Source organism: Pasteurella bettyae CCUG 2042, from assembly GCF_000262245.1.
Taxonomy (GTDB): Bacteria; Pseudomonadota; Gammaproteobacteria; order Enterobacterales; family Pasteurellaceae; genus Basfia; species Basfia bettyae.
The window spans coordinates 1-18,670 of the sequence record NZ_AJSX01000036.1; the positions used below are offsets into that span (position 1 = coordinate 1).

General features: G+C 36.9%; 15 protein-coding genes. 2 read left to right on the forward strand and 13 right to left on the reverse strand.

Annotated elements, in window-relative coordinates:
- Positions 1-31: 31 nt before the first annotated feature.
- On the reverse strand, positions 32-1,777 hold the full coding sequence (locus tag HMPREF1052_RS07595; RefSeq protein WP_005761126.1) for a ShlB/FhaC/HecB family hemolysin secretion/activation protein: 1,746 nt from the start codon (positions 1,775-1,777) through the stop codon (positions 32-34).
- 246 nt (positions 1,778-2,023) lie between these two features.
- Positions 2,024-3,358: a cation:proton antiporter gene (locus HMPREF1052_RS07600; RefSeq protein ID WP_005761167.1), complete on the reverse strand. Its 1,335-nt coding sequence runs from the start codon at positions 3,356-3,358 to the stop codon at positions 2,024-2,026.
- A 207-nt stretch (positions 3,359-3,565) separates the two neighbouring features.
- Here HMPREF1052_RS07600 and HMPREF1052_RS07605 point away from each other — a divergent pair, with 207 nt between their 5' ends.
- Positions 3,566-4,507 carry a Dyp-type peroxidase gene (locus HMPREF1052_RS07605; protein WP_005761162.1) on the forward strand — a complete coding sequence of 314 codons (942 nt, stop codon included), beginning with the start codon at positions 3,566-3,568 and terminating at the stop codon, positions 4,505-4,507.
- A gap of 78 nt (positions 4,508-4,585) precedes the next feature.
- Here the strand turns inward: HMPREF1052_RS07605 and tkt are convergent, their stop codons facing one another.
- The 9 genes from tkt to HMPREF1052_RS07650 all read right to left on the reverse strand — a co-directional run bounded on the left by tkt (position 4,586) and on the right by HMPREF1052_RS07650 (position 13,414).
- Complete coding sequence (tkt, locus tag HMPREF1052_RS07610; RefSeq protein WP_005761107.1) at positions 4,586-6,583, reverse strand: transketolase; 1,998 nt, start codon at positions 6,581-6,583, stop codon at positions 4,586-4,588.
- 240 nt (positions 6,584-6,823) lie between these two features.
- Complete coding sequence (gene rpoH / locus HMPREF1052_RS07615) at positions 6,824-7,672, reverse strand: RNA polymerase sigma factor RpoH (protein WP_005761106.1); 849 nt, start codon at positions 7,670-7,672, stop codon at positions 6,824-6,826.
- 164 nt (positions 7,673-7,836) lie between these two features.
- Positions 7,837-8,790: a dicarboxylate transporter/tellurite-resistance protein TehA gene (tehA, locus tag HMPREF1052_RS07620; protein ID WP_005761175.1), complete on the reverse strand. Its 954-nt coding sequence runs from the start codon at positions 8,788-8,790 to the stop codon at positions 7,837-7,839.
- Positions 8,790-9,104, reverse strand: coding sequence for a DUF2322 family protein (locus HMPREF1052_RS07625; RefSeq protein ID WP_005761123.1), 315 nt, complete (start codon positions 9,102-9,104; stop codon positions 8,790-8,792). Before HMPREF1052_RS07625 ends, tehA begins: the two co-directional genes overlap by 1 nt.
- 24 nt (positions 9,105-9,128) lie before the next feature.
- Entirely contained in the window at positions 9,129-10,154 is a 1,026-nt protein-coding gene (gene murB / locus HMPREF1052_RS07630) for a UDP-N-acetylmuramate dehydrogenase (protein ID WP_005761150.1), read from the reverse strand.
- Between the two features lie 113 nt (positions 10,155-10,267).
- Complete coding sequence (gene gltS, locus HMPREF1052_RS07635; RefSeq protein ID WP_005761129.1) at positions 10,268-11,476, reverse strand: sodium/glutamate symporter; 1,209 nt, start codon at positions 11,474-11,476, stop codon at positions 10,268-10,270.
- Positions 11,477-11,652: 176 nt separating this feature from the next.
- Positions 11,653-12,087, reverse strand: coding sequence for a D-aminoacyl-tRNA deacylase (dtd, locus tag HMPREF1052_RS07640; RefSeq protein ID WP_005761145.1), 435 nt, complete (start codon positions 12,085-12,087; stop codon positions 11,653-11,655).
- Positions 12,087-12,932 carry a virulence factor BrkB family protein gene (locus HMPREF1052_RS07645; RefSeq protein ID WP_005761183.1) on the reverse strand — a complete coding sequence of 282 codons (846 nt, stop codon included), beginning with the start codon at positions 12,930-12,932 and terminating at the stop codon, positions 12,087-12,089. The genes dtd and HMPREF1052_RS07645 overlap by 1 nt, the downstream gene beginning before the upstream one ends.
- Complete coding sequence (locus HMPREF1052_RS07650; protein WP_005761158.1) at positions 12,929-13,414, reverse strand: YchJ family protein; 486 nt, start codon at positions 13,412-13,414, stop codon at positions 12,929-12,931. The genes HMPREF1052_RS07645 and HMPREF1052_RS07650 overlap by 4 nt, the downstream gene beginning before the upstream one ends.
- A gap of 152 nt (positions 13,415-13,566) precedes the next feature.
- Here HMPREF1052_RS07650 and HMPREF1052_RS07655 point away from each other — a divergent pair, with 152 nt between their 5' ends.
- On the forward strand, positions 13,567-15,069 hold the full coding sequence (locus HMPREF1052_RS07655; protein WP_005761143.1) for a helicase HerA-like domain-containing protein: 1,503 nt from the start codon (positions 13,567-13,569) through the stop codon (positions 15,067-15,069).
- A gap of 46 nt (positions 15,070-15,115) precedes the next feature.
- On the opposite strand, the gene HMPREF1052_RS07660 is transcribed toward HMPREF1052_RS07655, so the two are convergent.
- Together HMPREF1052_RS07660 and HMPREF1052_RS07665 are read right to left on the reverse strand one after the other, a co-directional pair.
- Positions 15,116-16,468 (reverse strand): patatin-like phospholipase family protein, encoded by a 1,353-nt coding sequence (locus tag HMPREF1052_RS07660; RefSeq protein ID WP_005761118.1) that lies wholly within the window; start codon positions 16,466-16,468, stop codon positions 15,116-15,118.
- A 175-nt stretch (positions 16,469-16,643) separates the two neighbouring features.
- On the reverse strand, positions 16,644-18,458 hold the full coding sequence (locus HMPREF1052_RS07665) for a monovalent cation:proton antiporter-2 (CPA2) family protein (protein WP_005761161.1): 1,815 nt from the start codon (positions 18,456-18,458) through the stop codon (positions 16,644-16,646).
- Positions 18,459-18,670: the final 212 nt, after the last annotated feature.

Sequence of the window (18,670 nt, forward strand, 5' to 3'; positions counted from 1 at the left end):
TTATTTAAATAGACTTTATCTAACAATACATTTAAAAACTATAGCCAACATTAAATCCTGCTACAGTATTTGAGGTACGAAAACCTTGAGGCTTTTCAATTGGTTCACCCACAAAAACATCATAATAAAACCCCTTCACTGCACCTTTAAGTCCTATCGCAGTTCCGATTAAATGTTTTCCCAATTGATTTTCTGTTGACCAACCCGAAACTCTACCAGCATCCATCGCCCAATAAAGAGCATGATTCGGGTTAAAATGCCAAATCAGTTCATTCTGCCAATTCCAACCTTGTTCTCCAGAAAGCGTAAGCTCACCATCGAAGCCCCGCACAGTATAACGACCACCAATTGAAAATCTGTCTTGCAGAATTAAAGGCGTTTTATTCCATTGAGCATTTAAACTACTTTGCCATTCCCACATTTGATTTTTTATTTGAAATGGTTTTGTTAAACTCACACTTGCAGTAATAATTTTAGGTCGAGAGGTGCCTTCTCCATAAGCTTCTTCAGGTGCTGACAAAGCACCACGAGCTGCTGTACCTCGTTTAAAATTCACCGAAAATTCAAGGCTTGCAGAATCTAAATATTCTTTATGTGAAACACCAACTTCCCAACCTGCCATTCGGCGTTTTTGTACTGTAATTTCGGAACCATCAATATAATTTTGTGATTGACGAGACCAAAGTGCGGTAGAAATCGTCGTTTTTCTTCGACTATCTCGATAAAGAAGATAAGAAAGCATCAGCTTGTCAGTGTCACTTTCACCTGAATAAATATAATTATTATCAAAAGCCTCAAAAACTTGTTGATGATAACGATTTTGAGTATGTGACAATGCTAATTGCCAATAACCGAATGGAATAGAGTAATAAAGAGTGAAGTTTTTGGATTCACGACTGCCTTTATCATCACCTTTTTGCTTAATAGAATGAGTAAATGAGCTATAAAACAAATCATTTGCTGAAAAAATATTATCAATAGAAAGTGTACCACTTGCTTGCCATTTACCTGTAGCTTTTGAACCAGCATCATCAAGCCCTAAATTGAGACGAAATGGGAAAGCTTGATTGTAGGTAATTTTTAAATCACTCTCACCAATCTCTGCGTTATCAGTTTCGCTAGGAATAATTTCAATATTAGCATCAACCGTTGGCACACGTTTGAGGTTTTCTAAAGATTGTTCAATATCTCGTACATTCAGCACATCACCTGAATCAAATGTTAACCCTGTTAATGCATGTAATCGAGTAAAACGTGGAACTAGGCTGCTATCTGTAATAATTGTATTACGAACTTTACCTATAATCACAGTTAAGGCTAATTTACCCGAATTTAAGTCCTGTTCTTGTGTCACAACACGAGTCGTTACATAACCTTGCTCAATAATTTCATTTTGAATTTGTTTTATCAAAATGCCTACCCCCTGACTACCAAAACAATGAGGCAAGGTAAAATGAAGGTGTTCAGCTGCTTTATCTAATGCCCATTGGAATTGGCTTTGTGGGATAGAGGAACCGTAATCGGTTAAAGTAATTTGATGGATAGGATAGCAAGGAGATTCTTTATTAGATAAGCTAAGTGATTCATTTAGTTCGGTATCTAACCGCACATCTGCTTGAGGTTGTAGCACTTTAGCCTGATGTTGTTGATATTGTTGCTGGCGCTGTTGCTGGTCAGCGTCAATTTTCTGCTGAGTTCGATCCAATGGCTCTGCATGAGATATTGCAGAAGTAGCAAACAATATAATACTTAAAATAACACGTTGATAATTATTCATAAATTAGTAAAAATGGCTGATGGGTTTCGGTAGTCTATAAGATTACTGATTCTTTTGCAAATAAGAATCAATCTTAACAATGACAATGTTTTTAATACTAAGCTATAACTAGTTTGGTCATCATTCTGCCATAATAAAAATCCTGATCAAATTAATTAATCAGGATTTTATCAATTTTAGTTAAATTGTATTTGGCAACAGTGGCATAGTACAAAAATTTTTGAATATCATACCGCACTTTTTGTTTTAGATATGTGGTGGATAATCTCGTGTTCCACCTAGTTTTACATAAGCATCACGTTTAGGATCCACAACTTTAGCTCGCTCAATCATATTTTCCACCGTCATTCCTTGTATTAAAATAGAAAAAGTCACCACCGCATAAGTCATAAGAATAATTACATCTCGTAAATCCGCAGTAATGCCCTCGCCTTGAATAGTGACAAGCTTATCAGGAATTGATAACGCCATCGCTAATGCTAAGCCTCCACGTAAACCACCCCATGTTAAAATCCGTAAAGTATAAGGATTATAAGTACGAAAACGTGATATTATTTGATAAGGAACCCATAAACTAACGTAACGAGCCAGTAAACAAACTGGAATGGCAACTAACATTAAAATTGAGCTTTCTGCATTAAACTCAACTAACAAAAGCGCTAATCCAATTAATAAGAATAATAAAGAATTTAAAGAATGATCAATCATTTCCCAGAAGTGATCGAGGTGTTGCTTGCTTTGCTCAGAAAAGCCTTGTCGGCGTGTCCAGTTACCAATCATAATCCCAGCAGTAACCATCGCCAATGCACCAGAAATATGCAACCAGTTAGCTAAAATAAAGCCAGCGGTAGGAATGGTTAAAGTCAATAAAATTTCTAAACTTCCATCATCTGTGGCAGAAATCAATACATGGGCAATAAAACCAATGCATAACCCAAATAAAATGCCTCCAACGGCTTCATGTAAAAACAATCCAAGTACGGACATGAGACTAGGTTCTTCCCCACTAAAAGCAACGGAAAATACTGTCGTAAAAATCACTAAGCCAACACCATCATTAAATAATGACTCACCTTCCACCTGCATAGATAAGCGTTTAGGTGCTTTTAAATTTTTAATAATCGCTAATACGGCAATAGGGTCTGTAGGTGAAATTAAAGCACCAAACAATAAACAATAAATAAAGTTGATGTGAAAACCAATTAAATCAGCAGCCATATAAATTAAGCCACCGATTAGAAAGGTTGAGGCTAAAGTGGAAAATAGAGCAAACACCGCAATTTCACGGCGTTGTTCTTTCATTAAAGGTAATTTAATACCTAAAGAACCAGCAAATAATAAGAAACCTAGCATACCGTTTAGCAAGAAATTTTTAAAATCCAATTCTTGCATAATATGAGCTGCCATGTGATCAAGATGAAACCAATCTAATAATCCAAGCCCAATTAAAATTAGTGAACTCACCATTGCAGAAGCGGTAATGGCAATAGTAGATTGAATACGATCGCTTAATTTGCTAGTTAAAAAAGCGAGAAAAATGGAGATGCTAAACAGTAAGCAAATATAAGCATACACACCCATGACAGCTAACCTTTAAATAAAAAATGAGTGGAAAGTATAAATAATATGCAACAAATTAGAAAGTTAAAATCATCAAAATACCAACATTACGTTAATAAAAATTTTCCTCAATATAACCGCACTTTTATGCCATAACGTACAAATTCGCACCACCAGTATAAAAAGTGTATACTTATTTCATCCTCTACTCTATAAAAAGGAACAACTATGACAATTAATACTCTACTTGCCCAAGATGTGTGGAAAGATATTGGTAAAAACGTACAATTCACTATCTTAGAACTTAAGCGTGAAGATCAAGCGGTTGAAAAAGAAGCCATTATTGAATTTGCGGATCGTTATCAAGCTATCCTTCGCTCATTACGTATTAGAGCAGAAGATTCTAATTTAAAAGCAACGCTTGGCTTTAGCCGTAAAGCTTGGGATTATTTATTCCCCGATGCTCCCGTTCCCGCAGAATTGGAAATTTTTGAAGGATTAGCTGGGCCTGAATATAAAATGCCTGGTACCAAAGGAGATATTTTTCTACATATCCGTGCGAATGATGAAATGGTGATTTATGAAGTTCTTTCATTATTCCGCAAATCGTTAAAAGATGTGAGTAAAGTCATCGATGAAACCAAAGGTTTTCGTTATTTTGAAGGGCGTTCGATTATCGGATTTATTGATGGAACAGAGGTTCCAACAGGTGTTGAACAACTTGAATGCTCATTAATTGGGGAAGAAGATCCTGAATTTATTAATGGCTCTTATGCCTTTGCACAAAAATGGCGCCATGATATGGATTACTGGGATACCCTACCAACAGAAACACAAGAAAAAGCTATCGGTCGTAAAAAGTTTAATGATCTCGAACTAGAAGATGATGAGAAATTTACCAATGCCCATAGCGTAGTTTCCAAATATGAGGTAAATGGTGAAGAAAAACAAATTATTCGTATGAATGTGCCTTTTTCTGATCCCTCATCAGGAAAAACCGGAACATACTTCATTGGCTATGCAAATCATTGGACCGTCATGAAACAAATGTTAATACAAATGGTTGAACAAAGTGACTATTTACTCACTTTCTCAACTGTGATGTCTGGTCAATTATTCTTTATTCCTTCCATTACCACATTAAATAAAATTGCTGATGGTGAATATTAATCAATAAAAACTGCGGTAGGTTTTAGAAAAATTTCCCAAAATCCTACCGCACTTTTATTTAACTATCCTTCTATTTCATTAAAGGATTTCTTTCGCTTTCGCAACTACATTCTCGACAGTAAATCCAAATAGCTTGAACAATTGATCTGCCGGTGCTGATTCGCCAAAACTATTCATTCCAATAATCCGTCCTTGAGTTCCGACATATTTGTACCAGAAGTCCGCAATTTGCGCTTCTATTGCTACTCGTTTTGTCACTGAACTTGGTAACACGGATTCTCGATAAGCTTCTTCTTGTTTATCAAATACGTTCGTACTTGGCATGGAGACAACTCGTACTTTGACGCTTTCACTCTCTAATACTTCTGCCGCTTTCATTGCCAAATCCACTTCTGAACCCGTTGCAATCAGGATTAAATCTGGTGTGCCTGCACTTTCTTTTAAGATGTAACCACCACGTGCGACATTCGCCAGTTGTTCTGCCGTTCTCGTTTGTTGAGCCAGATTTTGACGAGTGAAAATTAAGGCACTTGGTCCTTCTTTGCGTTCCACCGCTTGTTGCCATGCAATAGCTGATTCCACTTGGTCTGCTGGGCGCCAGGTGTTTAAGTTAGGGATTAATCGTAAGGAGGCGGTTTGTTCTACTGGTTGGTGTGTTGGACCATCTTCTCCTAAGCCGATAGAATCATGTGTGTACACAAATAATGAACGTTGTTTCATTAAGGCTGCCATACGTACGGCATTATGGGCATATTCGTAGAACATTAAGAAGGTCGCTCCGTAAGGAATGAACCCGCCATGTAAGGCGATACCATTCATGATGGCTGACATGCCAAATTCTCTTACCCCGTAGTTGATGTAGTTGCCATCAAGATTGGTTTTCGCTCGTATCGGTTTTGAGCCTGACCATAAGGTTAAGTTTGAACTCGCTAAGTCTGCTGAACCGCCTAAAAATTCAGGTAATAGGTGGGCATAGGCTTCAATGGCATTTTGAGAAGCTTTACGACTCGCTATCGCTGCTGGATTCGCTTGTAATTTCTCTATAAATGCTTTTGATTCTGTCGCCCAGTTCGCTGGTAATTCACCATTGATTCGTCTGGTAAATTCTGTCGCTAATTCAGGGTAAGCTTTCGCATAAGCCGCAAATTTTTCATTCCAAGCTTGTTCCGCTAATTGTCCTGCCGCTTTGGCATCCCATTTCTCATAAATATCTGCAGGAATTTCAAAAGGAGCATATTCCCAACCTAAGGCTTTACGTGTTAAGGCGATTTCTTCATCACCTAGCGGTGCTCCATGGCAGTCGTGAGAGCCAGATTTATTCGGTGAGCCGTAACCAATGATGGTTTTACAGATGATTAATGTCGGTTTCGCTTTTTCTGCTTTCGCCAGTACAATGGCGGATTTGATTTGGCGTGGGTCATGTCCATCAATGTTGCGTATCACCTGCCAACCATAAGCTTCAAATCGTTTTGCGGTGTCATCGGTAAACCAACCATCAACATGACCATCGATAGAGATGTTGTTGTCATCATAAAATGCAATTAATTTGCCTAAACCTAATGTCCCCGCTAATGAACAAGCTTCATGAGAAACCCCTTCCATTAAGCAACCATCACCTAAAAATACATAAGTGTTGTGGTCGACAATTTCATGTCCTTCTCGGTTAAATTGACCCGCTAAGGTTTTCTCTGCTATCGCCATTCCCACTGCATTGGTAATCCCTTGTCCTAAAGGCCCTGTCGTGGTTTCAACTCCTGGGGCATAACCATATTCTGGGTGTCCTGGCGTTTTAGAATGTAATTGACGGAAGTTTTTTAAATCTTCTATTGAAAGGTCATAACCTGTTAAATGTAACAAGCTATAAATTAACATGGAGCCGTGTCCATTAGAAAGTACAAAACGGTCTCTGTCTGCCCATTTCGGATTATTCGGATTGTGTTTTAAAAATTTACGCCATAATACTTCTGCAATATCTGCCATACCCATTGGCGCTCCTGGGTGACCTGATTTCGCTTTTTGCACTGCATCCATACTGAGTGCTCGTATCGCATTCGCCAGTCTTTTATGATCTGCCATTTTGTTCTCCTGAATAATTAAAATGAGGAATAAAGATTAAAGTATTGTACCTGATTTATTGCTAAAAAATACCAATTAATGTAATAAATCTAATCGTTTTGTGATATGGATCGATAAGATAAAACAAGGGATAAATAAACCGCCCTTTATTTGTTTCTTATTTGTTATAATTTTGAAAGATATGTAATAGATAAATAAAAAACCGACAAAATGCCGGTTTTTCATCAATCATAAAATTATTTAAAAACTAACCGCACTTTTCAATTTTTTCAATGCGTTGTTTTCTAGTTGGCGGATACGTTCCGCAGAAACGTTATATTTTGCTGCCAAATCATGTAAGGTTGCTTTGTTATCATCCAACCAACGAGATTGAATAATATCTAAGCTACGTTCATCTAAGGTTTCCATGGCTGCGCTTAGTTGATCTACTGCTTGATTTTCAAAATTTTCATTCTCTAATTCAGCCGCAAAGTTTGAACCTTTATCTTCAAGGTACATTGAAGGAACAAAGGTATCTTCTTCACCATCATCATTTGGCAAATCAAATCCCACATCGGCGCCTGTCATACGGCTTTCCATTTCAATGACATCTTCTTTTGATACGCCTAATTCATTGGCAACTAAATCTACTTCATTATCACTAAACCAACCTAAGCGCTGTTTAGTTTTACGTAGATTAAAGAACAATTTACGTTGTGCTTTTGTGGTTGCCACTTTAACGATACGCCAATTACGGAGGACATATTCGTGAATTTCTGCTTTAATCCAGTGTACAGCAAATGACACTAAGCGTACGCCAACCTCAGGGTTAAAACGTTTTACCGCTTTCATTAAGCCAATATTCCCCTCTTGGATTAAATCAGCTTGTGGAAGCCCATAGCCAGCATAACCTCGAGCTACATGGATAACAAAACGAAGATGAGACAAAATTAATTTTTTAGCTGCCTCTAAATCTTCTTGGTAATACAAACGTTCCGCCAATTCCTTTTCTTCCTCTGCAGTTAGCATAGGATATTCATTAGCAGCTCGAATATAGGCTTCGATACTACCTTGCGGAACTAACATCATAGTTTGAACATCTTTAGTCATTATCTTCCTTCTTAGTCAGAGACTGTCATTACAGTTTTATAGTTATAACACAAATTGAAAGAATATCAACCGCTTTATCTTTCCAAATTTATGTTAAATTAGACGTCGCTTTCATTAAAAAAGTTCATTAATTCTTGAGTTATTTTATCAACTAATATAAGCAATTATTTCAGCAGGAATTTTCCTTTTAATACTAATCCTAAGGTAGCAATAAATAATAAACCGATAGAACAACTTCCTACCCAAAACATTGGTAAACCGACTATCCCTGCACCTTGTCCATGGCTCATAGCATAAATATGAATGCCATCTCCAGCCATGGCGGCAAGCCCAAATGAGATTGCCCAATACCCTACATGGAAATGTCGGAAAATACCCATCCAACCAAGTAAGCGGCTAATAAAAAAGAATTGTAATACGCCATAGCCCATGAGCATCTTAACAATAAAATCAATTTCACCACCATTGATGGTTAAATACGATGAACAGCAAACAAAGGCTGGAGCAAGCTGAATGCCTAAAGTAGGGCGAAGCGCCATGGGCATATCAGCAATATTACGTAAGCGTTGTTGAATCGTAGGTTCAATCATTATCCAAAATAAACAACCTGCTCCAAAAAATAAAATCGCAACATCTGGTTCGCCTAATAACACTAGTCCTATCGCACTTACCCAATTTGCTGGAACAATAGGCAAATAGAGTGCTGGAGTTGTGAATTCTTGTGGTTGCCTTCCTTGCCATAATCCTGCTGAACGATACACCGCATAACTGACCTGTAAAGCAATACAAGTGAAGGAAATATATTCCCCTAATATGGTATAAGGCTTTAAGATCAACCCCACAAAAATTCCCGAAATAAACATCAAACTGACAAAACAACCTGTGATAGGATGTATGACTTCTGCTCGTGCCAATTGCGGGTAATTGATCCACTTATAAACATATACAATAACAAACAATGCCCATACCACTGAAGCAAATAGGCCTATCAGCTCTCCACTCCAAGCGGGTACATTAATTACAGTTGCCGCATAACGCCATGCAAACCCTAAGGAACTTAATCCTAGAGTTAAGGCAAAATAATTAACAGGAATAGGAAAGGGTTTATTGTCTAACATCAGGCTTTTACGGGTTGAAGTTGATACTCTAAATTTTCATTGTTCACTTTAAACAACAAATCAATATTAGGGTGTTTTCCAGGATTTTGCTGGGCATCTGCAACATGTTCAGCAAAAATCTCAATGCCTTTTTGCGCAGAAGTGCGGTCTAATTTTCCATGAAATTGCTGTGCTAGAGCATGATAAACCTTTAATGAACCTAATTTACCAGCTATAGCTGGAATATGATGAATGACTTCACCTTTCGCTAAAATATTTAATCCTGCCAAGCCATCAATGCTTGGTAAAGTTTCTAAATTTGTTTTGAAATCCATCGTTATCTTTAATAATAAAACTAATTAACTAATTGCTGTTTCTGCATTTACTTCACCCTGTGCAGCAATAAAGCGTACTTCAGGTGATAAATATACTTTAAATTTATCGGCTACTGCTTGACGAACATGATGTGCCAAGGCCACGACATCTGCCCCCGTCGCATGGGCTTTATTAATCAATACCAGTGCTTGATTTTGATGAACTGCTGCGCCACCTATTTGATAGCCTTTAAGTTGGCATTGATCGATTAACCAACCTGCGGCTAATTTCACTGAGCCGTCTGCTTGAGGATAATTTGGAATGTGAGGATAAGCCTGTTGCAAGCGAGTGAATTGTTCTGCCGAAATCACAGGATTTTTAAAAAAGCTACCTGCATTGCCAAAATCTTGTGGATTGGGCAATTTTGCTCGGCGTACTGAACAAACCTCATCAAATATTTGTTTAGCCGTAACAGTATTTTCATCAAAATTGGATAATGAGCCATATTTCAATATGGGTTTCCAATGTTTAGCTAATTTTAATCCTACCGCAATGACAATAAATCCATATGCATATTTATGTTTAAAAACACTTTCACGATAACCAAATTCACATTCTGCATTAGTTAAACGAAATTGTTTACCAGTATTCAGATCAAGTACATCCACATAATGACAAAAATCTTTAAATTCACGACCATAAGCGCCAATATTTTGTACAGGAGCGGAACCTGCACAACCTGGGATCAGTGCTAAATTTTCTAGCCCATAAATACCTTGTGATAAAGACCATTGCACTAAATTATGCCAATTTTCACCCGCATTGACGTGTAAATAATGAAAATTTGCATCCTCAGATTTCTCAATTCCCATCAAACGATTGAGTAATACTGTACCTTGAAAATCTTCAAGAAATAAAACGTTACTACCTTGCCCTAAAAATAATACCGGTTGTTGTTCAGCAACACTCTCATTCCATAGCTGTTGAAGTTGTTCAAGTGCGGTAATTTCTACGATTTTTTTAGCACTTGCTGGCACAGAAAAGGTATGAAATGGCATTAAACTTTGCATAAATAATCCTTATGATTTTATCTGGTGCTTAGTTTAACTTTTGTTATCTATTTGAGCAAATTTCTAATAAAAAAATACCGCACTTTGTGCGGTATTTTTTAAGAAAATTTTATTTAGTGAAAGTAAGCAGCAATTTCAACAAAAACTTTCAATAATGAGGCATTCAATAAATCAATAAAAAATGCCCCTACCATTGGCACAATTAAGAATGCTTTATGTGACGGACCAAAATGAGACGTGATCGCTTGCATATTGGCTACTGCTGTAGGCGTAGCACCCAAGCCAAATCCACAGTGTCCCGCACTCAGTACAACGGCATCATAATCCGAGCCCATTGCTTTATAGGTCACGAATACAGCAAATAACGCCATCACGACCACTTGTACAGCTAATATCACAAAAATTGGTAAAGCTAAGCCTGCTAATTCCCAAAGTTTTAATGACATTAAGGCAATAGCTAAGAAAATGGATAATCCCACGGTCCCTAATACATCAATTGCTTCATCAGGCGCTTTAAATTTAATGCCATAAGTTAATGCATTACGTAAAATAACCCCAGTAAATAAACACCATACGAAGGTTGGTAATTGTAAAGCGGTTCCTTTGGTAAGATTATCAAGATGCTCACCAAACAATAAACAAATTGAAAGCATGGTGATGGTTTCAATAATGGTACGTGTATTTACTTTACGACGATAAACAGGTTTTTCAAAGGCTTCTTCAATATCGTCTACATTTTCATCTTCTGTTTCTTCTTGTTTGTGTAAACGTTTAATTAAGAAACTGGCTACTGGGCCACCAATAATACCACCAAAAACTAAACCAAAAGTAGCACAAGCCATGGCTAATTCCATCGCACCAGAAATACCAAAATCACGTGTTAAGGTTTCAGCCCAAGCGGCACCAGTACCATGCCCACCTGTTAACGTAACTGAACCCGCAATTAAGCCATAAGCTGGATCTAGATCTAGTGCTAGCGAACCCAAAATACCGACAGTATTTTGAATAGCAATTAAAGCTGCCGCCACAACTAAAAATACGATTAAAGGTTTTCCCCCTTTTACTAAACGAGAGAAGTTTGCACTTAGACCTATAGAACTGAAGAATACTAACATCATAGTACGCTGTAAGTTCCCATCAAAACTGAAACTTAATCCCCAAAACTGGTGAACAATAGTTAGTACAATAGCAACAATAAAACCACCGACTACAGGTTCTGGAATATTGAAGTGTCTGAGTAATTTAATACGTTTTACGAGGAAATAACCAAGCAATAACACTAAGCAAGCAAGGGCTAGCGTTTCATAAGTATCAAATGTCATAATTTTCCCTTTTTAGTTCAAAATGAGCAAAAAATTAAATCTGAATAGCATAAACCTATTCAGTAAATTAACAAGACTTGTTTTAAATAGCCGTCTGCACTTTATCAGAAAATAAAATAAGGTGCTAGGAAAACCACTTTTATTCTGGTTAACCAGCATTCAATTTATATCAACTGCTATACATTCAACCAAAAGGTAACGGGACCATCATTGGTTAAGCTGACTTTCATATCTGCAGCAAATTGACCATTTTCCACATGAATTTTCTCCGCACATTTTTGAGAAAAATATTCATATAATTGATTGGCAAGCTCAGGAGGAGCGCCATTTGAAAAACTCGGTCGAAGTCCTTTTTGGGTATCAGCGACCAAAGTAAATTGAGAAACGATTAACAATGAACCTTCCGCTTGTTGAACATTGAGATTCATTTTTCCTTGTTCATCATTAAATATACGATAATTTAATAGCTTTTCCGCTAACTTATCTGCTTTAAAACAGTTATCTTCTTTCTCTACGCCAAGTAATACTAATAACCCAGATCCAATTTGACCAATAGTCTGCCCGTTTACATCCACTTTTGCCTGCGTAACACGCTGAATTAATGCAATCATTACTGTTTATCCCGAATACTTTGAAAATCTAAATGTCCCGATTTAATAGAACGCATATCATCTAACACAGCTGCAAGTTGTGCTCCTAACAACACAAACAACCAACTTAATTGAATCCATAATAAGGTAATTGGCAAGGTTGCCATCGCCCCATAAATTAACTGATAAGACGGAAAGGTTACAATATACCACGCAAAAGCTTGCTTACCTAAAGTGAAAAAGATAGCCGCGACTAAGGCACCTACCGCTGCATGTTGAAAACTTACTTTTTTATTGGGTACTAAGGCATAAATCAAAGTAAAACTTAACCAGGTTAAAAAGAAAGGTACGAAACTAAGTAGTTGTAGACCAAAGGGCAAATCTAACTCGGAAGCAAATAAACTCATTGAACGAACATAACTACTTGCTGCAAAACTTACACCAATAAAAATAGGTCCTAAAGTAAGAATCGTCCAATAAATAGCAAAGGAAAATATTGTACTGCGATTTGTTACATTCCAAATATCGTTTAGGGTATTATCAATAGACTTAATTAATAACAGTGCTACGGCAATTAAACTAATCACACCAATAGCACTCATTTGTTTAGAATTATTCACAAACTCATCAATATATTGTCCAACAACATCACCTGTCGAAGGAGCCACATTGGTAAATACAAATTCTTTCATGGTTGCAGTAGCTTCAGCAAACATTGGGAACGCAGAAAAAATCGAAAATACGACCATCACTAATGGCACAATTGCTAACATCGTGCTATACGTGAGAGAACCTGCTGCTTGGGGTAATTTATTTTGATTAAAACGATGCCAAAATACCTGTAAAAATAATTTGAATTGTGTCATAACAATCCTCCACAACAAGCTTTAAATTTTTTTCCCGAACCACAAATACAAGGCTGTTTATTGGTGGGTAATGGCACTGTTGGATCAACAAAATACCAACGTCCATCAATTTTTACAAACAATGAATTTTCATGATGAATCTGTTCACCTTCATTTGTATTAAAAAAAGCCTTAAATTCTACCGCACTATGAATATTAGAAAGTTTGGGATGATGTGCCAAAATCGCTAAACCAACCCAATCTGTTTTTTCTGACCAATCTTGCAATGCTTTAACATCTAACAATGCTTGTTGATTTGGAACCGTAGTTTCAACCACATAAGAAATTAACTGCAAAACATAAGCACTATAACGTGAACGCATTAGCTGTTCTGCGTTTTCAGGAAAAGCCTTTAAAAGATGAAAGGGGGCACAACAGTCTTCATAAGGCTTACCTGATTGACAAGGGCAAGCTTGTGTGAAAAGTGCGGTTAAATTTTTCAAAATTATTTCCTTAACGACAGAATCCAATAATTAATAAAAAGCATACCATAAAATTCAGTATTTTTTGACCGCACTTTGATTTTTCCTTATTATGCACAACAGAATATTCAATCGAACTAACAAAATGTATTAGCGCATTTTTAGGGGTTTTTATGACACAATATAGCATCGCACAAACAGAACAAGGTACTCAACTCGGTATCACTGCTAAAATGGCTAATCGCCATGGATTAATTGCAGGTGCAACGGGAACAGGTAAAACAGTAACACTACGTAAATTTGCTGAAGCGTTCAGTGATGATGGTGTTCCTGTATTTTTAGTAGACGTAAAAGGTGATCTTTCAGGTCTAACTGTCAAAGGAACCATGCAAGGCAAAATTGCCGAACGTATCCAACAATTTAATTTAGGTGGTGAAAACTACTTAACTAGCTACCCTGTATCTTTTTGGGACGTGTTTGGTGAAACAGGCATTCCACTGCGAACCACTATCTCAGAAATGGGTCCGATGTTACTTTCTCGTTTACTCAATTTAAATTCAACTCAAGAAGGTTTACTCAATTTAGTCTTCCGAGTGGCAGATGATCGTGGGTTATTACTAATTGATTTAAAAGATTTACGCGCGATGTTGAAATTCGTTGCCGAAAATGCCAAAGAATTTCAAGTAGAATATGGTAATGTATCATCGGCTAGTGTGGGAGCTATTCAACGTGCATTACTCGCATTAGAAAATGAAGGTGCAGATCATTTATTCGGTGAACCAGCATTAAATCTAGATGATTGGATCCAAACACGTGATGGACGTGGCGTGATTAATATTCTGAACTCTGAAAAACTAATTAATTCTACGCGCATGTACAGTGCTTTCTTGCTGTGGTTAATGGCTGAATTATTCGAACGCTTACCTGAGGTTGGAGACCCAGATAAACCAAAGTTTGTTATGTTCTTTGATGAGGCTCACTTATTATTTGATGGTGCACCATCTGCGCTGATTGAAAAAGTGGAACAAGTAGTACGTTTAATTCGTTCAAAAGGTGTAGGAATTTATTTTGTGACACAAAATCCTTTAGACTTACCAGATACCGTACTCGGTCAATTAGGTAACCGTGTCCAACATGCTTTACGTGCTTTTACTCCACGAGATCAAAAAGCAGTAAAATCCGCAGCAGAAACATTTCGCACCAATCCTCAAGTTAATGTAGTGGAAACAATTTCCACCTTAGGCGTCGGTCAAGCTTTAGTTTCCTTCTTAGATGAAAAAGGCATGCCCTCACCAGTAGAAATTGCAACAATTTTCCCACCAAAGAGCCAATTGTCTCCAATTACTGAACAACAGCGTGCGGCTTGGGTAAAAGATGATGAAATCTATCCTGTCTATCGTGATTTAGTGGACAATGAATCTGCTTATGAAATGCTCAATGATCAAGCATTACAAGCTCAAGTTCAACAACAAGCAGAGGAAGCGGCTAAACAAGAAGAAAGCAATGATTTCTTAGGTGGTATGATTGCCTCAATTTTTGGTTCTAAGAAGAAAAGTCAACAAACCGTGACTGAGCAAGTTGTTAGCAGTGTTGCTCAACAAGTCGGGCGTAATTTACGCAATCAAGTTACCAAACAAATTATGCGTGGCATTTTAGGTGCGATTACTAAACGCTAATTAATCTAGTAAATCATAAGCCCATATATTGATATGGGCTTATTTTTTACCTCAAGGATTTCAACATATCCTGATATTCTTTCGATTCATCTAATAAAATTTTAGCGGAAGCTTTCAGTTTATTCACCTCGGAATCTAATAAATAGAATGAGGTACTAATATTCAATACATCTTTTTTCAATTCAGACTCGGGTAAATTTTTTAAGCCTAAATCAACAAAGTGCATTTCAACGCGTCTATTCACAGGTTTCTTTTGCATATTTTTATTCCATTCATCAGCAAATTCACGGAATCGATGCAAAGTGATTTGGGTATTACGGTCAATAGGCACATTCACGATAGTATTGACTACATCTGCTGGTCCAGGAACATCCGCACTTTTATTAATTTCACTCACAATCTCATTTTGTGCATTGACATTAATCACAATAATACGCTTAATATTATGGTTCAATGCTTGTTGATACATGCCTTCTTGACCCGCCACATCAAAAATATCAATTAACCCCGCCAAACCTAAATTATCGGTTAATCCACCATCTACTAAATGAATATAAGGATATTCTTTACTATTTTGATAATATTTAAGTAAATCTTTTGCTTCTTCAATGTTCTTTGTTTTCTGTGTTTCTGAACTAATCTGTTGTGTCATTCGCACTAACTCAGGCACTGAAAAATGACAATTTCCACCATTATTATTAAGTGTTAAAGGGCTAAAAATTAAAGGTACTGAACTAGAGGCTGCCACGGCTCTAGAAATTTCCATTTTACTTAAATTTAAACAAAGTCCGTCAAAGAACTCTTGGGTAAATGTAATTTTTTGCCCAGAATTCATATCTGTGGCACTTATCACGGCAAAAGGCCCTTTACGCTTTGCCACTAAGTCACCAAAGGTTGCTCCTTTGTATAAGGCTAAATCTAGTTGTTCCTGCAATAAATCGCCTCGCCCAAATTGCGGAGAAGAAATACGAGGTAAATTAGAAAAAGAGAAAACTTGACTAATAATTTCACGTTGAAAATCTTTCTTTAAAAAATTATTTTCAAACTTAGGAACGGCATCTGCACCATATAATGCATAATAAGCCGCCAATACTGATCCGCCAGAAACACCATAAACGATATCTACATTATCAATTAATCTAGAACCTTTATCAGTGGGCTTAATTTGCGTATTTTTAAAAGCTTCAAGTACACCATAGCCTAAACTCGCTGCACGGCTACCACCACCAGAAAACATTAGAATAATTAGATTTCCATCAGGTTGATTTATCGCCGTTTTCATCCGATAACCTTGATTCGGATTAATTTGACTAATTGTCTCAAGAGGCTGATAAGTAATTAAACTACAAGCAGATAAGAGACATAACGTAAAAAAGTTTAGCGATTTTTTCAATATCATATTAATAACAATATTCAGAATAATAATGAAATAAATTTTACTCTACCTTATCCCAACTGATGATGCAATATATGGAATTTGGCCTCGCATAATAAAAAATAACATACAGATACAAATAAAGTGCGGTAAAAATTTTAGAAATTTCTACCGCACTTTAACCTTTGATTGAGGATGATTATTCTGGTTTATCTTCGCAAGCCAAAATTTCTTGAATAAGGCGAGTAAGATCTTGATCTTGCTCCAATACTATACGACGGATTTCTTCATTATCAAATCGCCCAAACTTAGGATCATAAGCATCCGCCATTAACTGCACTGCTTGTTCATCCTTACGTGCATATAACTTTGCAATTTCCTCTACTTTTTGCTGGCTAATTCCTAATGTGCTCAAAGCAAATTTTCCTGCCTGCAAAGCAGATTCGAAAGTTTCACGCACCTCTTTATTTGCCCCAGCTTTTTGTAATTGATAGACATGAATACGGTCGAAAGCACGAGCAATAATAGTGAGGTTTGGATTAAATTTACGTGCTAATTTCACAATACGTGTAGATTTTTCTTGATCATCAATAGCCACAATTAATAGTTTTGCCTGCTCAATTCCTGCTATTTGTAATAATTCTGGACGAGTTGCATTACCATAATAGCCTTTCACTCCGAAACGTTTCATTCCCGCAATCATACTTTCATCCAGATCTATTACCGTGGCATGATGCCCTGTCATAATAATCAAATCATGTACAATCTGACCAAAACGACCAAAACCAATTAAAATAATTGGCTTCTGTTCTTCAATATAATCATCTGGACGTGTTGATTTTTTAGGCAGACGAGGCTCAATTAATTTTTTATAAACTAGAATAAAAACTGGGCTTAGCAACATGGAAATAACCACAATAGCTACCCCATTTGCTTGTTCTGTACGAGTAATTACTCTTTGACTAGCGGCGGCAGAATAAAGCACAAACGCAAATTCACCACCAAGTGCCATGACCACCGCCCGATCAAATGCATCTGTTAAACTTGCTCGAGTTAAGCGTCCAATCATAAAAATACCAATCGCGTTAGCAAGCATTAACAACAGCACACTCATAATAATAAAACGAAAATTTTTCATCACTAGCGAAAGATCTAGCGACATTCCAACACCTAGAAAAAATAATCCAAGTAACAATCCTCGGAAAGGCTCAATGTCTGCCTCTAATTGATGGCGGAAACTTGACTCCGATAGCAATACACCTGCCATGAAAGCGCCCATTGCCGTAGAAAGCCCACTGGCTTCCATTAATAATGCGGAACCTAATACCACTAATAATGCAGCAGCAGTCATCATTTCTCGTAATTTTGTTGAAGCGAGAATTCGGAATAGTGGATTCAAATAACGTCCACTGAGCAATAATATTCCTATACCTCCCATTGCAATCAAAATTTGTTGCCAAATGGGTTCTGCGTCTGAAGCTCCCTCAACAGAAGAAAGGAAAGTTACAATGGCAAATAAGGGCACGATTAATAAATCTTCAAATAATAAGACCGAAATCATACGCTGACCACGTGGTGAACCAATGTCCCCTCGTTCAGTAAGAATTTGAACCACAATCGCCGTTGATGTGAGTACAAAGCCCGAAGCGATAATAAATGCGGTTTGAAAAGAAAAATTTAATAAATAATATCCCACTAAGGTAATCAAAACACCACTAGCGAAAACCTGTAAACTGCCTAAACCAAATATTTGCTTTCTTAAACTCCAAAGGTGAGAGGGTTTCATTTCAAGACCGATAATGAATAAAAACATTACCACACCAAGTTCGGCAATATGTAGGATAGCTTGAGGATCATTTGAAAGCCCAAAGCCGAAAGGCCCAATCACTAAACCTGCGGCAAGGTAACCTAAAACTGAGCCTAACCCTAATCGCTTAAATAAAGGCACAATTAACACTGCGGCAGTTAATAAAGTCACCACACTGACTAGCTGATTTGCACTTTCTGCTGCCATACGTTCCCCAAAATTAAAATCGTAAATGTACAAAATTACATCATTATTATAAAGATAATATTTTTATTTATAAAGGTTATCAACTTGTAACTTCTATTTTTATATTTAGTTACCAAGATTGTTCACCTAACATTGTTAAATTTACTTTTCACACAGCTTGTAAACTCCTCTAAAATGATTATAATACATAACGCTATGTTACATTTTATTAA